Origin of the sequence: Paenibacillus sp. TAB_01 (assembly GCF_043945595.1) — a bacterium.
Taxonomy (GTDB): Bacteria; Bacillota; Bacilli; order Paenibacillales; family NBRC-103111; genus Paenibacillus_S.
On record NZ_JBIFNP010000001.1, the window covers coordinates 2,583,973 to 2,598,764 of the forward strand.

Below are 14,792 nucleotides of genomic sequence, written 5' to 3' on the forward strand. Positions count from 1 at the left end.
ACACCGGCAGGATGAAATCCATGCGCATCAAGAGCAAAATTACCGCGGTCGCGTTTATTTCCATCCTGCTGTCCGTCGGATTAAGCGGCTTCTCAATTTATTTGTACGTCAACCCGATCCTCAGCCGGCAAATTGTGAGAGACAACCAGACGATCGTCGCCAAAATAGCCCAGCAGGTATCTTATCAGCTGGAGGATATCGTCAATTACGCGAAAGGGATCGTCGTAAATGACCAGCTGCAGCTGCTGCTGAAGAAAATGTCAACCACCGAAGGCTTCGATTACTATATGAACAACCTGCAGCTGGAGACGGTGCTGAAGGAATACAGCCTGCTGAGAGACAATGTGATTGTCGATATGATCATTGTGGATAAGAACAACAAGGTGCTGGAAATGAACGACGTCTATTCCGGCTCCATTACGGAGGACTGGTATGATAATTTCAGGCTGAATGCGGCGTACAACGGATTTTCTATGAAGCATATCGTGACGAACAATACGAATACGCTGTCCCGCATGACGGTTGTAACCTATGTGATGAATATTTACGATAAGCAGATGCCTGATGTGTATTTGGGCAAGCTGCTCATTCATATTAACTGGGACGTGCTGGTAAAACCGATGATTACCGATGCGTCGCTGGGGATTCGCGTTCATACGCTGGATAAAGACGGGCATATCGTTTATTCGTCCGGTCCGCCGGCCTCCGAGCTTCCGGAGGAAGCGATGAACCCTTGGACTTCCCGGGAAAGCTCTGTCCTGAAGGACGGACAATATTATTTCATCGAGTCCATTCCTTCGTCGCAATGGAAGGTTATGGGCATCGTCCCGCAAAACAAAATGAATGCCAACATGAAATATACGAATTATGTGCTGCTTTCCATCGTTCTGATCTGCCTTCTGATCATGTCTGTCCTGATTTATCCGGTCGTCTCTACGGTAACGAAGCCGCTGATGAAGCTGATCCGGGGGATGAGACAGGTGTCCAAGGGCGAGCTGAATACGACGATTGTCGTTTCAAGCGGGGACGAGATTGAGGAAGTGGCGCAAGTTTTTAATAAAATGGTCAGAGATATCAAGAGCCTGGTCGATGAATCGGTCCTCATGGAGAAGAAGAAAAGAGAGCTGGAGCTCCAAATGTTTATGTATCAAATCAATCCTCATTTTATTTACAACACGCTGAATTCCGTTATTTATTTGGCGCGCAAGGCGAACGCACCGGATATTGCCGCTTTGACGCGGGCGTTTATTTCATTTTTGCAGCGTACGATCAAGAATAAGCCCGAGATGCTGTCTACCATCAGCGAGGAAATGATTTATATCGAGGATTATGCGCAAATTTTGCAATACCGGTATAACGGCCGAATGAAGCTGGAGTGGCAGGTCGAGGAGAACTGTCTGGAGAAGCGGCTGCCCCGAATGATTCTGTATCCGCTGGTGGAGAACAGTATCTTTCACGGTATTCTTCCGTCGCAGCGGGAAGGGTGGATTCGCATCTGCGTTTCTTCGGGTGACGGCCTGCTGACGGTACGGGTGGAGGATAACGGGGTCGGCATGAGCGCGGAGCAGCTTGGGAGGCTGCAGGCCCTGATGGGCACCCCATTCCTGCAGGAAGACCTGGATCATATCGGGATGCTGAACGTGAATAACCGGCTGAAGCTCTTGTTTGGCGAGCAGGCGATTCTTCATATAGAGAGTCAGGAGAACGAGGGGACGCGAATCCGTTTCGCGATTCCTGACAGCTTGGTACAGCAGGAAGATCATAAAAATGTATAACATTTAATAATTTTGGCCTGTAGGAACGCCCCGGGGCGGCTGATATAGTTATCCGTGTAGGAAGAACAGACTTGCAGAGAAAGAAGGAGGATGGTTTATGCGCAAGCGATTATTGAAAGCGATTCCACTAGTTATTCTTACGGCCATGCTGGGATTGGCGGGATGCAGCAGCGGCTCGCAAAATTCGGACGGCACGGGGGCGCAGGGGAAGCAGGAGGCGGCAAGCACGGCAGGGAAGAAGACGGACATTAATATCTGGTTATGGGATAAGACGGATTCCCGTGCCAAAATGTATGAAGAATTCACCAAGCTGCATCCGGAATACAACGTTGTCATGACAGCGGTGGAAAGCAAGGATATGGCGCAAAAGCTGCAAACCGCGCTGGCCTCCGGAGCCGATTTACCGGATATCGCGTGGCTGGAGCAAACGTATAGAGGCAAGCTGTTATCTTTGAATATTTGGGAGGATCTGACGAAAGCTCCGTATAATCTAGACAAATCGCAGGTGCTCGATTACTTGATCCCTCTGGAGACAACGGAAAGCGGTGTCTATGTCGGTCCGGAAGCTCCATCCGTGGCTGGAATGGCGTATAAGCGTTCGCTGACCAAGCAATATTTCGGAACGGACGATCGTGCTGAGCTTGAGAAAATATTCACGGATTGGGACACGTTTATCCAAAAAGGCATGGAAGTGAAGCAGAAATCGAACGGTAAAGTGTTCATGTTCGCAAGCTTGGGCGATGCCTATGCCTTCCTGAAAGGGCAAACGAGCACGCCGTTCATTCAAGGCACCACGCTGAATCTGAAGCAAGGGGTTTCCCCGCTGCTGGATAAGCTGATTCAAATGAAAAAAGCGGGCATCGTCGATGTGCTGGACACGAATTCCCCTGCGGCCAACGCTTCTTATACGGATGAAACGCATATTTTCTATCCATGTGCCAACTGGTCCGTCGATTTCACGATCAAAGCGAATGACAAGGATGGAAAAGGACGCTGGGGCTTTATGATTCCTCCGGGCGGACCGTTTCCGTTAGGCGGTACCGTACAGGCGGTTCCGCAGAAAGCGAAGAACAAAGTCGGCGCTGCCGAATTGATCAAATTTTTGTTCCTGTCGGAGAAAGGCTCCGAGGTTGCGCGCGATTACAAGGGGAACTTCTCGCCATTCAAGCCGATCTATGAAAAACCGGATTTTTACTCGAAGAAAGAGGAGTACTTTGCCGGTCAAGACGTCCAGAAGGCAATTGCACAGGAAGTTTTCCCTAAAATCAAATCGGTCCGCCTGCCAAGCAAATATGATCAGGACATCGATGACTCGATCAATGTAGCGATGAAAACAATTAATGCGTCCAAAGACGGCAATATTGATTCGGCCCAGCTCGTGAAGAAGATGGAAGAGGATTTGAAAAACAAGCAGCCGGATTTGAAGGTGCAATAAACCAAGAGACATAGGGAGTTTGGTTCAGTCGCCGGCTCCCTTTTCATTCCATCATGGAGATTGTAGGTGAGAGGCTTGCTGAGGATTGGCAAACGGGCAACCCCGTATATGTTGTTGACGCCGTACTTTGTATTGTATTTGGCATTCGGCTTGTTCCCGATCCTGTTCTCGCTGGTTATCAGCTTTTCGAAATGGGACGGCATTACCGATATGACCTTCGTCGGATTAAGCAATTATATCCGTATTTTCACAAATGACAGTTTGTTTTATCAATCGCTGTTCAATACATTTCTGGTTATTGTCATCACGATTCCGGCGGAAATTGTTCTAGGCTTGCTGCTGGCTGTATTTTTGAAAGATTTTTTCGGCAAATCGAGGAATGCGCTGCAATTGATTAACTTTTTGCCGTATATTACGACGCCTGTAGCGATCGGGATTATATTCCAAATCTTGTTCGATTGGAAGAACGGTTCGGTGAACGCGGTGCTCGGCATGCTGGGGATCGATACCGTCTATTGGCTCGGGATGCCGTGGGCGGCGAGACTCGTGGTCATCATTATGCAGAGCTGGACCTCGTACGGTTACAAAATGGTGCTCTTTCTGTCCGGCTTATCGACAATTCCCGAGGAGCTGTATGAATCGGCCAAAATCGACGGAGCGAAATGGAAGGACAGCTTCTTCCACATCACGCTGCCGATGCTGCGCCCGATTATGCTCTTTGTCGTGACGACGAGCATCATTAACGGCTTCCGTCTGTTTGACGAGCCGCAGCTGCTGTTCCAGTCCGACTCGCAGCCGATCGGCGGTCCCGATCATGCCGTCTTGACAGTTGTGATGAGATATTACGACGTCGCTTTCCACAATTTTGAATTCGGCTACGGCTCTGCGATTGCCTACAGCTTGTTTATTGTCATTTCGATCTTTTCCTTTGTCTCAATGAAGGTGATGAACCGCGGGGAGGGGGTCTAACTATGGGCGTTCGTATGGCAAAGCTGCCGGTATATATTTTCGTTACGCTTCTGTCGCTATTCGCCTTGATTCCGTTCTATACCATGATTATTATGGGCACCTATGTCAGCGAGGACTTATATACCGGGCTCAAATTATGGCCGGGCGATTACTTGCTGGAAAATTTGAAATCGGTCATGGCGCAAAACTTTTTCCGATTTTATTTCAACAGCTTGCTGGTTGCCGTTACGAATACCGTCTTGGCTGTACTGGTCAGCGCCGTTACGGGGTTTACCTTTGCCAAATACGAGTTTAAAGGCAAAAAAATATTGTACTTCTTTATTATCGGCACGCTCATGATTCCCCCGCAGCTGGGCTTGATCGGCTTTGTTGTGGAGATGCGCTACCTGGGCCTGGTTAATACACTGTACCCGCTTATTATAGGGGGAATAGCGAATGCTTTCGGCGTATTCTGGATGACGCAGTATATTTCGTCCGCCGTGCCCAATGAAATTATCGAAAGCGGAAGGCTGGACGGCTGCAGCGATATCGGGCTCTTTGCCCGCATCATTCTGCCGGTGATCCGGCCGGCGCTGATTACGCTGTCCCTGCTGTTTTTTCTCTGGTCGTGGAACAACTATCTGACGCCGCTCGTGCTTATCAATAAGGAGAGCATGTACACCATCCCGCTGGCCGTTTCTCTGCTGAGCAGCGAATACCGAACCGACTATGCGGCCCGGATTCTGGCGCTGGCGCTGTCGACCATCCCGATCCTCATTCTGTTCGGCTTTGGCTCCAAGCATTTGATCCGGGGGCTGGTCGGGGGCAGCATCAAAGGATAAGCTTCCGCGCGCCAGACTGCGTGAAGCGGATGGAGATAATGCAAGGGTATTATCGCGATTTTGAAGACGTGAAGCTATCGTGATCCAGAAGATGCAAAGCCGGCGTAATGCCGGCGATCTATAGCTATCGTGCTGCAGATGATGCGCAAGCTGTCGCAATACAGATGACAGACGACGTAAACCAATCGAGGTGATCTGAAGATGAAGCTCATAACCGAATTTAATGAGGGCTGGGAGCTAAAGCAGGCTGCGTCGTCCGAGCCATCCGGCCGGTTCGCGGATGAACCGGAGGAAGGACAGGGTTGGATCAAGACGCAGATTCCTGCGCAGGTCCATGAAATTTTGCTGAGAGAAGGCCTGATCGAGGATCCGGCGCTTTACGGGAAGGGCAAGGAATGCCTGTGGGTCGCAGAGAGCGACTGGCTCTACAGGCGGAGCTTTGCCGCACCGGAGCAGGCAGGAAGAACGTATCTGCATTTCAAAGGCTTGGACACGCTGGTTGATATTTATTTGAACGGCCGGCACCTGGCTTACCACAACGACATGTATTTGCCGCTGCGAGTGGAAATCACGGAGCTGCTGAAGGAAGACAATCTGCTGCTACTTCATTTTCATTCTCCCTATACGTATATCGAGCAGGCGGACTTTCCCGAAGCATGGGAGGGTAAAATCCGCAAAAGCCGGCTTATCCGCAAAAACGACCAGGATTTCACGGATTATTTGGGCGCCAAGCCGTATCTGACCCGCATAGGCATTTACGATAAAGTCGTTCTGGAAGTTGTAGACGACATGGAGATCAGCGAGACGGATGTCACCGTCCGGTTAACGGAGGACTATCGGCAAGGACGCGTATCGGTTCGCGTTTACGGCAGCGGCGCGACGGATGACGCTTCGGTACAGATCCGTGTGACAGGTCCTGACCTGCAGACAGCTGCACAGTACAGCGGACCGGTTCAGGCCGCTTCTGGCGGCGGAGATGCAAGCGGCTTGCGGAGCCGCATACATACGGCAGAAGTCACCATAGATCACCCGCAGCTGTGGTGGCCCAGAGGTTATGGAGCGCAGCCGCTTTATGAGCTTGAGGTCACTTTGATCGCAGGCGGTGAAGTAAAGGACAAGGTAACGAAGCGGATCGGATTTCGCGACGTGAAGATGCCGGAGCCGTTCGATTTCCGGATCAACGGGAAACAGATCAAGCTGTGGGGCGCGCAATCGGTGCAGATTCAGGGCATGACGCACTGCTGGGATGACGACAAGTCGAACCGGCTGCTCGATTTGCTGGAAAATGCCAACATGAATGCGCAGCGGATCTGGGGCGGAGCGAACCGGTATGACGATTCGTTTTATGAGGAAGCGGACCGGCGCGGTGTTCTGATTTGGCAGGAATTTTTCCATGATTACGGAATGTACCCGGACACGAAGGAATACCGTGCATTATGTAAACAAGAAGCGGAGTACCAGGTGAAACGGCTGAAGCATCATCCTTCGCTGCTGTTCTGGTGCGGCGGCAATGAATGCTTCATGGGCGCGGAATTCGAGCTGCCGGGCGTGCCGTATATCGGCGGCGGTATTTTTCTCGAGGATTATAAAGACGTCTGCGAGACGCTGGACCCGGACAGATATTATCATATCAACTCGCCATACGGCGGGGCCTACTGCAACGATCCGCTGGAAGGGGACACGCACAGCTATACGAATACATGGTATGTGCCGGGGGCCGACTATCCGGTCATGATTGCCGAAGAAATCCGGACGTCCCCGCCTTCGCTCCGAAGCTTTCTCCGCTACATGGGCGAAGAGAGAGCGTGGCCCGAGGGTTACACGGGCATGATTACAAGCCGTTCGCCTTACCCGTGGCCGGATACGTGGACAGAGCAGACCTCCGCCATGGGCTGGAAAAAGATTCCGCCGATCGAGCTGTTCTACGACGCGGACAACCTGGAGGCGGCCGTCTACAAATTCGGCGCGGCGCATGCGCATTATTTGCGCAGGATTCTGGAGAACAACCGCCGGGGCAAGCCATCCGGCGACCCGGACGGGGAACGGATATGCAAGGGGCATTTCGTATGCCGCTGGAACGACACATGGCCGGTCATTTACGGCAGCATGATCGATTATTATTTCGAGCCGTTCATGCCGTATTACGCGGTAAAGCGGGCTTACGAGCCGGTGCTGCTTTCGTTCGACGTGCAAAATTTCATTTATATGTGGATTGTCAATGACAGCCCGGCGGACGTGGAGGGGACGCTGCATGTGAAGCTGTTTCATCCGCCAAGCAATACATTCGTCCAGGAGCTTCAGCTCCAGGTCCATGCGGCATCCGGTGAATCCAGGCTCATCACCGACCTGAATGCGTTCAAGCAGTTTTCGCGAGAATGTATTTTGTACACGGTTCTTATCGACCACGAAGGAAATACGATCGCAAGGACGAACGATTTCGTCGACATCGAGAAGAAGCTACGCTTCCCGGAAGCGAAATTAAGCATGGAAGTGGAGGGCGACACGGTGAAGCTGACGACCGATACGTTCGCCCGAAGCATTGAGCTGTCCGGGGATGGGGAAGGCGATGCGTTCGGCTGGCTGTTCGAGGATAACTATTTCGACCTGCTGCCCGGAGAGGTGAAGCGGGTGAAGATTAAAGGCCGGCACAAGCAGGGCACGATCCGGGCGAAAGCCTACTATTCCCCTTATATGACGGAAGGAGCGTTCCAACGATGAAGATCATTCGCTATTCCGACCGTTTGGATGAGCTGCTGGTTCCCGGCACCACGGCGCAGAAGCTGGTTTCCGGCTTCGGGTTCGCCGAAGGCCCGGCCTGGTGCCCGCATACGGATCGGCTCTATTTCACCGATTTCATGAACTACCGCATCTATACCTGGAGCGAAGCGCATGGAGTGCAGGTGTTCCGGGAGCCGAGCGGCCGCGCAGTCGGGCTCGCCCTGGATGCGGAGGGACGGCTGCTGTCCTGCGAAACCGAGCCGCGGCGCATTTCCCGCACGGAGAAGGACGGTACCGTGACGCCGCTGATTACGCATTACCAAGGCATGCGGATCAACAATACGAACGATGTCATTGTCAAAAAGGACGGATCGGTCTATTTCACCGATCCGTACAGCACGGCGCTGGGAGCGCCGAGAGACTTGCCCTTCAACGGCGTATACCGCTACGAGCCGTGGTCCGGTACGCTCAGCGTCATAGCGGACGACTTCAATCGTCCCAACGGGCTGGCGTTCTCGCCGGATGAGTCGCTGCTCTACGTCGACGATACGAACGAGCAGAACGTGAGGGTGTACGAAGTGGCTTCGGACGGGAGCCTACACAGCGGCAGGCTGTTTGCGCAGCTGGATACGTCCGCAGGTCCCGGCGCAGCGGACGGGATGAAAGTAGACGAGCGTGGCAACGTGTACGTGACCGGCCCCGGGGGCATCTGGATCCTCGCCCCGTCAGGCGAGACGCTCGGCCGGATGGAGCTGCCGGAGGTGGCCGCCAACCTGTGCTTCGGCACGCCGCCGGCATCGCCGCTTGGCAGCACGCTGTTTATTACCGCGTCCTCCTCGCTGTACAGCGTGAAGCTGCGGGTTCGCGGAGCGATATAATCCAAGCCCGAAACCGGGCCCGAGTCCGGCTTGGGGGAAGGCTTGGGCCGAAGCTGTACCGCCGCAAGCGGCAGCGGGAGACATTCTTGCACGGCAGGGAGGGATAACGGGTGAAAATCACCGGTGTACAGGTGTTCAGAATAAGCGGGTCGATGTCCCGAGCGTGGGAGCACCGCGCCCGTTCAGCTACCCCGCTGGACATGTATGCGGACTATGCGGCGCGCGATCCGCTTCCCATCCTGGACGAGACGTCCGGTCCGATGGAGCTTGTCCGTTATTATGTGTCGATAACAACCGATGAAGGGCTGGAGGGCTTGTACGGCCCGATGGTATATGAGGAACAGGCGGATATTATCGCCAAGAAGCTCAAGCCCTTTTTGCTGGGGCAGGACCCGCTCGATATTGAACGGCTATGGGATCAAATGCGGCACGACCGCCATGGCCGCACCGGATATTACATGATGGCGGTCAGCGCCGTCGACTGCGCGCTCTGGGATTTGCGCGGCAAATATTTCAACGCGCCGGTGTACCGCCTGCTTGGCGAACCGACGAGGACGCAAATTCCGGTCTATGCGAGCGCGCTGGGCTTCTCCCTTGAACCGGGCAAGGTCCGCGAGCAGGCGAAGGCGCTTGTTCAGGAAGGCTACAAGGCGCAAAAATGGTTTTTTCGCCACGGGCCATCCGGCGGCGGCGAGGGCAAAGCGGCCAACCTCCGCATGGCGCAGGAGGTGCGGGAAGCGATCGGCAGCGGGCATGATTTTATGCTGGACTGCTGGATGGGCTGGGATGTCCCTTATGCGGCGGACATGATGGACCGGCTGCGCGAGCTGCGCCCGCTCTGGCTGGAGGAACCGCTCGTGCCGAATCAAATCGACGGCTACCGGCGGCTGAAGGAACGCGGGGCACTGCAGCTGGCGGCAGGAGAGCACCTGTATACCCGCAAGGACTTCAAGCCTTTTCTGGATCAGGGGCTGCTGACCTACGCTCAGCCGGACCCGGATTGAACCGGGGGGATTACGGAGCTGCGCAAGCTTGCCGTGCTGGCCGAGACGTACGATGTCCAGTTCATTCCGCACGGCTGCACCGTGCTCCCTAACCTGCATGTCATCGCCGCGCTGCCTCCGTCGCTGTGTCCTTACCTGGAGTATCTGGTGCTGTACCAGCGGCAGCAGGATCATTTTCATACGTATAAGCCGCGGCCGGTCAACGGATTTCTTCCTTTGCCGGAGCAGCCGGGGCTCGGTATTGAACTGGATGAAAGCGTCATCGAAAGCAAAGTACTTATATTGGGATAAAGGGAGGAAACCGGGTGAAATACGGTTATTTGGGGAAGTCGGGAATGCGCGTCAGCCGCTTATGTCTGGGGACGGCCGCGTTCGGCGGCTTGGTAGGCAAGGGCGGCGAATACGGCAGCATCAGCGAGAAGGAGGCGTTCCGCATGATGGACGCTGCGCTGGATGCGGGCATTAATTTTTTTGATACGGCGAACGTGTACGGCGGCGTAAGGCACCGCGGGGAGACGATCGGCCACCGCGGGATTACGGAGGAAATCATCGGGCGCTGGTTCGCCCAAGGCGGGAACCGCCGCGAGAAGGTGGTGCTCGGCACGAAGGTCGGCCGGGTGTTCGAGCTCGATGAACTGGACGGCCCGAACAAGGCGCAGGGCTTGTCGCTGTACAAAATCCGCCGCCATTTTGAAGCGTCGCTCAGAAGGCTGCAGACCGACCATATCGAGCTGTACCAGATGCACCATGTGAACCGCAATGTGCAGTGGGAAGAATTGTGGGAGGCGTTCGAAGGACTGGTCCGCTCCGGGAAGGTCGATTATATCGGGTCTTCCAATTTTGCGGGCCGGGATCTGGCGCGCGCCCAGGCAGCCGCGAAGGAGAGGCATTTCATGGGACTGATCTCCGAGCAGCACGGGTACAATCTGCTGAACCGCTTCCCGGAGACGGATGCGCTCCCGACCGCGCGGCAGCTCGGCATTGGCGTCACGGTATTCAGCCCGCTGGCCAGGGGGCTGCTTGCCACTGACGTGACGAAGCCGATGACGCGCGTGCTCACCGATGATGCGGCGATGCTGCTTGAAACGCACCGTGCCCAGATGGAGCAGTATTCCGCGCTGTGTAGAGACTTGGGGGAAACGGAAGCGAATGTAGCGCTGGCGTGGCTCATCTCCAATCCGGCGATTTCGGCGCCGATTATCGGACCGAGCAGCGTAGAAGAGCTGGAGGACGTGCTGCGGGCGGTCGAGATTGAGCTGGACGCATCCACCCTGCAGCGTCTGGATGAAATATTCCCGAAGACGACGGAGCTTTCCATGTTTAAATAACAACGGTTAGGGGAGGAACGGACGATGAAATACGGATACTTGGGGAAATCGGGGCTGCGCGTCAGCCGTTTATGCCTTGGCACCGCCGCATTCGGCGCCCTGTCCGCGAGCGAGGGGGAATACGGCAGCGTCAGCGAGAAGGAGGCGTTCCGGATTATGGACGCCGCGCTGGATGCCGGTATTAATTTCTTCGATACCGCCAATGTGTACGGAGGAATCGGACACCGCGGCGCCACCGAGGAAATGATCGGCCGCTGGTTCGCCCAAGGGGGCAGCCGCCGCGAGAAGGTTGTGCTTGGCACGAAGGTCGGCCGGGTGTTCGAGCTCGATGAGCTGGACGGTCCTAACAAGGCGCAGGGCTTGTCCTTATACAAAATCCGCCGCCATGTGGAAGCGTCGCTGCGGAGACTTCAAACCGACCATATCGAGCTGTACCAGATGCATCATGTGGACCGCCATGTGCAGTGGGAAGAACTGTGGGAAGCGTTCGAGGGGCTGGCTCGCCACGGCAAAGTCGATTATATCGGCTCTTCCAATTTCGCCGGCAGAGATATGATGAACGCCCAAACGGAGGCGAAGGCGCGGCATTTCATGGGTCTGATCTCCGAGCAGCACGGCTACAATCTGCTGAATCGTTTCCCGGAAACAGACGCTCTCCCAACCGCCAGGGAGCTTGGCATCGGCGTCACGGTGTTCAGTCCGCTGGCCAGAGGCCTGCTCGCTGCGGATGTGACGAAGCCGCTGCAGCGGCCGCTCACCGGCGACGCTCAGATGCTGCTGGCGACGCACTGCTCCCAGATGGAGCAATTCTCTGCGCTGTGCAGGGAAATCGGAGAGAAGGAGGCGCATGTCGCCCTTGCTTGGCTGCTGGCGAATCCGGCCATCGCTGCGCCGATTATCGGTCCGAGCAGTGTCGAGGAGCTTCACGACACGCTGCGCGCCGTTGAAGTGGTCCTTGACGATGAGATTTTAAGGCAGCTGGAAGCTATTTTCCCGCCAACGAGCGAGCTGTCGATGTTCAAGAAAACCTGAATAATACCAATCTATCACAGTGGAAAAGGGGGTGCTCGCCATCATGGCTGTGAACCGCGAATGCAGAGTGCATGAAGAGGTGATTTCCGGCATTCAAACGGTCACTCTGGAGAACGCGCTGCTGCGTGCGCAAATCTTGACGGGCAAAGGCGCGGACATTTACGCGCTTGTCTACAAGCCGCTTGCCGTCGATGTGCTGCTGAAAGCCGGTGGGGGACTCGCCGCTTTCGAGCACCGCAATTTGGCCGAGCGGCGGCTGAAGCATTATTCGGAGCTGTTCACAGGAGGCTGGCAGGACTGCCTGCCCCACCGGGCCCGATACCTGGAGCTCGACATTACCCAGGACACAGGCGGCATCGCCGCAACAGTCCCTTGGGCGTATGAAATCGTCCGGTCCGGCGGGGAAGCCGTCTCCATCCGCTGCTTAGTCCGGCTGCCGGACGTTCCTTTTGAAGTGGAGAAGAGCTTTACGCTCAGGCAGGGAGAGGCGCAGCTGTACATAGAGCAGCGCATCGGCAATGAAGGGACCGCTCCGGTGCAGTTCTCCTGGACACAGCATGCCGCCTTCGGGGGGCAGTTTCTGGATGAGCATGTGTCCATTGAATTCCCCGGCGGCACCGCTTTCCATGCGCGGCAGTACGACGGCTCTTGCCGTGAGGACGGCTTCAGCCGCTTCGAGGAGCCGATAGACCGCGTTACGATGCCTGACGGCCCAAGCAGAGACCTGCGGCAGGTGCCGCCAAGACAGGCGCATGAGCAAATTTTCACCGTGATTACTGGCATTCGCGAGCCGCGAGTCAAGCTGATCAACCGGGAGAAGAAGATCGGTGTTCAGCTCGAGTGGGAGCTGGATGCGTTCCCTTTTATCCGCTATTGGAGCAGCAATACGCCGGAGATGTACACGGTCGGCATCGAGCCGTCCAATGACGCGTTCGCCAATTTCGACCATTCGCTGCAGCACGGCACTTACCGGGAATTGCTGCCGGGGCAGGAATATGCCACAAGGTATGCCTGCCGTATTTTTGAAACGTGCTGAATGACGATGGCTCGCGGTTGACATGGTATGTGAAGAATGTGAATGGAAGCAGGCACGCCGGCGGCAGCTTACGTCATTCCGCTTGCCTTGAACATCGCAGCATCCAATTGGATGGACATCCGTCCGGTCTTAATATATCCCTCCCGGGTTAGCTCGCTCAGCACGGCGCTGACGGCTTCGCGGCTTGAGCTTAGCATATTGGCTATTTCCTGATGCGTCAGCGGAAGATCAATCTGCACATAGCTTCCCTGCAGAATGCCGAATTTGCCTCCCAGCGCAGCCAGTAAGTGAAGGACTCTTCCTCGAAGATCGTAGAAGGCCATCTGCTCCAGCTGATCGTCGCGCTCTTTCAGCCGCTCGCTGAGCGCTTTCAGAAATTTTAGCGCAAGCTTGGGACGGCTGACCATCAGCCGTTCGAATTGGGATTCGGACATGGAGCAGATGAACGAAGCATCCACCGTCTCGACATACACCTGCCGTGTCCCGAACGAGAAGGATTCCAGCTCGCCGAACATATTGCCTCTCGAAAGAATGCCTAATGTAAGCTGTTTGCCGTTATCGTTCAGCTTGTAGAGCCTGAGTTTGCCTTCTTTTAGAAAAAACAGTCCTTCCTTAGCGGTTTCCGGTGTTTGAAAGACAGTATTGGGAGGGAGCTGCTTAAAATGATGAACCGTATTTAATTGATCGATTTCCCTGATTTCCTCTGGGGATAATTCTTCAAAGATGCTGATTTGAGATAAGTACCAAAGCCTGTTCATCGAAAATGTAGTCCCTCCGAATCTCGTTAGAGTGGAAGCGTCCCGGTTTGCTTGAGCTTATACGCATTGAAAATATGTCCGTTACCGTGATCCGTCCGCTGTTCTTTATATAAATAAGATCGGACACGAGCTAAACTTTGTCAAGCCAAGAAGCTAAGTATTTTGATGCTTCCATAAGGAGTTCACGCCATCTTCCTGGATTGTAAACCGGGCTCTGCCGGTTCCGAGGCATGTAGCAACCGCATTTTCAGGCATAGCGGAGACTGTCTGTAAGCTGGATGACAGAGGCCGGACCGAACGGATGCTATCTTTAATGTGCAGGAGCGCCTTAGAGAGATACGTTCGAGAGGCGTACAGAAAGAGGGAGGATTCGAGCGATGACGATACTTAATTTAACCGACCAGCTGGCTGCAGCGGCTCAAGCGTTTCAAGCCAATACCCCGATGGAGGCGCAGGTCAAGTTCGGGCAAATGATTGAACAGCTTCAGCAAACGGGCAAGGCTTCCGGCATGAAGGTTGGCGACAAAGCCCCTGATTTTAAATTACCGAATGCCCGGAGCAATGAGGTTATTTTGTATGACGAGTTGGGCAAAGGGCCGGTCATTCTAGTTTTCTACCGCGGCGGCTGGTGTCCTTTTTGCAATATGCAGCTGAAGGCGTACCAAAAGGTATTGCCGGATATTCAGGCATTGGGCGCACAGCTTATTGCCATTAGTCCGCAGAAGCCGGATCATTCGCTGTCGCAGCAGGAGAAGGAGGAACTGGAGTTTCAAGTGCTTACCGATCTGGACGGCTCGGTATCCAGCGAGTATAATCTGCTTTTCGACGTTCCCCAGGGAGCAAGAGAAGTGATGGAAGGGTTCGGACTCGATCTGGCGGAATATAACCACGCTTCCAAATGGATTTTGCCGGTTCCTGCTGTCTTTATGATAGATGAAAGCTCGATTATCCGTTCCTCGTATGTCAATCCGAATTTTATGCAGCGGCAAAGCCCGGAAGAAATTATTCGCGAGCTGCAAAAGCTGTAAGCGTCCGCTG

General features: G+C 54.6%; 11 protein-coding genes and 1 pseudogene. 11 read left to right on the forward strand and 1 reads right to left on the reverse strand.

All coding sequences use genetic code 11. The features are described 5' to 3' along the window. Positions 1-11: 11 nt before the first annotated feature. The 10 genes and pseudogenes from ACHHV8_RS12575 (at position 12) to ACHHV8_RS12620 (ending at position 12,996) form a co-directional block, all read left to right on the forward strand. A complete protein-coding gene (locus tag ACHHV8_RS12575) occupies positions 12-1,775 on the forward strand; it encodes a sensor histidine kinase (RefSeq protein ID WP_395158567.1) in 1,764 nt (587 codons plus the stop codon). 97 nt (positions 1,776-1,872) lie between these two features. Further along, positions 1,873-3,210, forward strand: a complete 1,338-nt coding sequence (locus ACHHV8_RS12580) for an ABC transporter substrate-binding protein (RefSeq protein ID WP_395158568.1) — start codon at positions 1,873-1,875, stop codon at positions 3,208-3,210. Between the two features lie 66 nt (positions 3,211-3,276). Beyond that, positions 3,277-4,179 carry a carbohydrate ABC transporter permease gene (locus tag ACHHV8_RS12585; RefSeq protein ID WP_395158569.1) on the forward strand — a complete coding sequence of 301 codons (903 nt, stop codon included), beginning with the start codon at positions 3,277-3,279 and terminating at the stop codon, positions 4,177-4,179. A gap of 2 nt (positions 4,180-4,181) precedes the next feature. Then, on the forward strand, positions 4,182-5,000 hold the full coding sequence (locus ACHHV8_RS12590; protein ID WP_395158570.1) for a carbohydrate ABC transporter permease: 819 nt from the start codon (positions 4,182-4,184) through the stop codon (positions 4,998-5,000). A gap of 201 nt (positions 5,001-5,201) precedes the next feature. Beyond that, positions 5,202-7,718: a beta-mannosidase gene (locus ACHHV8_RS12595; RefSeq protein ID WP_395158571.1), complete on the forward strand. Its 2,517-nt coding sequence runs from the start codon at positions 5,202-5,204 to the stop codon at positions 7,716-7,718. Next, positions 7,715-8,596: an SMP-30/gluconolactonase/LRE family protein gene (locus ACHHV8_RS12600; protein WP_395158572.1), complete on the forward strand. Its 882-nt coding sequence runs from the start codon at positions 7,715-7,717 to the stop codon at positions 8,594-8,596. The genes ACHHV8_RS12595 and ACHHV8_RS12600 overlap by 4 nt, the downstream gene beginning before the upstream one ends. Positions 8,597-8,856: 260 nt before the next feature. Next, positions 8,857-9,891, forward strand: a pseudogene (locus tag ACHHV8_RS12605) (enolase C-terminal domain-like protein). A gap of 14 nt (positions 9,892-9,905) precedes the next feature. Beyond that, entirely contained in the window at positions 9,906-10,928 is a 1,023-nt protein-coding gene (locus ACHHV8_RS12610; protein ID WP_395158573.1) for an aldo/keto reductase, read from the forward strand. Between the two features lie 24 nt (positions 10,929-10,952). Next, on the forward strand, positions 10,953-11,960 hold the full coding sequence (locus ACHHV8_RS12615) for an aldo/keto reductase (protein ID WP_395158574.1): 1,008 nt from the start codon (positions 10,953-10,955) through the stop codon (positions 11,958-11,960). A gap of 43 nt (positions 11,961-12,003) precedes the next feature. Next, entirely contained in the window at positions 12,004-12,996 is a 993-nt protein-coding gene (locus tag ACHHV8_RS12620; RefSeq protein ID WP_395158575.1) for a DUF4432 family protein, read from the forward strand. Between the two features lie 68 nt (positions 12,997-13,064). Here the strand turns inward: ACHHV8_RS12620 and ACHHV8_RS12625 are convergent, their stop codons facing one another. Next, positions 13,065-13,754: a Crp/Fnr family transcriptional regulator gene (locus ACHHV8_RS12625; protein WP_395158576.1), complete on the reverse strand. Its 690-nt coding sequence runs from the start codon at positions 13,752-13,754 to the stop codon at positions 13,065-13,067. A gap of 377 nt (positions 13,755-14,131) precedes the next feature. On the opposite strand from ACHHV8_RS12625, the gene ACHHV8_RS12630 reads away from it, so the two are divergent. Continuing rightward, entirely contained in the window at positions 14,132-14,782 is a 651-nt protein-coding gene (locus ACHHV8_RS12630) for a peroxiredoxin-like family protein (RefSeq protein WP_395158577.1), read from the forward strand. Positions 14,783-14,792 lie beyond the last annotated feature (10 nt).